Origin of the sequence: Pseudoalteromonas atlantica, assembly GCA_007988745.1 — a bacterium.
Taxonomy (GTDB): domain Bacteria; phylum Pseudomonadota; class Gammaproteobacteria; order Enterobacterales; family Alteromonadaceae; genus Pseudoalteromonas; species Pseudoalteromonas atlantica.
In genome coordinates this window covers 1-1053 of the sequence record BJUT01000126.1, presented here as the reverse complement: position 1 = coordinate 1053, position 1053 = coordinate 1, and the positions used below count along the sequence as shown (strand labels likewise).

The 1053-nt window shown below is 40.3% G+C and carries 2 protein-coding genes; both read left to right on the top strand.

The genetic code is table 11. From position 1 onward, the window contains the following. Positions 1-284 (top strand): transposase (locus PAT01_RS20000; protein WP_154946068.1); only part of this gene is annotated, 284 nt, incomplete at its 5' end. Next, on the top strand, positions 281-1053 hold a 773-nt coding region (locus PAT01_RS19995; protein WP_186807321.1), incomplete at its 3' end, for an IS3 family transposase. The genes PAT01_RS20000 and PAT01_RS19995, both read left to right, overlap by 4 nt.

Below are 1053 nucleotides of genomic sequence, written 5' to 3'. Positions count from 1 at the left end.
CAGAGGAATTTAAAAGAAAAGTGGTGCAAGAGTCACTAGACTCACACGGTACCGTTAAAATGACCGCTAATAAATACGGTATTCATCCCGATATGCTGTCAAGTTGGAGAAGTAAAATGACCTCAAGAAAAGAGCCTAAGCCACTTAAAAACCATGGTCCAGAAAAGTCATATAAAGACCTTGAACGTCAAGTTCGTAACCTTGAAAAGCAGCTTGAGGACGTACAGTTGGAGAACGACGTACTAAAAAAGGCGAGGGCCTACTTCGACAGTCTAAAAGAATAAGGTTTCAATATATTCATAAGACCACGACGGTGAAGAAAACAGTAAGCAAGTTATGTAAGTTATTATCTGTTTCTAAGGCTGGGTATTACAAATGGTTGAAACAGTCGTCGAATCCAGTTGAAAGAAAAAATGATTTTTTACTTCAGTTTTTAATAAAAAGAAGTAATGAAGAGCACTGCATACCTGGTTACAGAAAATTGTGGCAAGCCGCCATAGCCGACGGGTATGATTGCAGTAAAGGCCGAGTGCAGCGTTTATTACAAAGCGTAGGTTATCGCTCTAAATCAGGTAAGCGTCGCTACACCAGTGGTAATAAAAAGCAGGGTTTTATAACGACAGAGAATCTACTTGCTCGTCAATTTGATGTTGAAGAGCCTAATAGTGTATGGGTATCGGATATAACTCAGGTGCGCTGTAAAGAAGGCTGGCAGTACTTATGTGTCATTTTAGATTTATACTCACGCAAAGTTGTGGGCTGGGCAACAAGTCGAATTAATAATGCGGTTTTAGTGATTAAAACACTAAAGAAGGCTTGGAATGTGCGCAAGCCGAACGGGCAACGTTTACTGTTTCATTCAGATCAAGGGAGCCAGTATCGAGCTAAAGAGACTATATCGTGGTTGAACAAGCGAGGTGTAACGATTAGCATGTCGAGAAAGGGGAACTGCTGGGATAATGCCTGTTCAGAAAGTTTTTTTGCTCAGTACAAAAAAGAATGGATGAGTAATCTAAATGAACTGAGTCGTAGCGAAATGACAATACAAAGTCG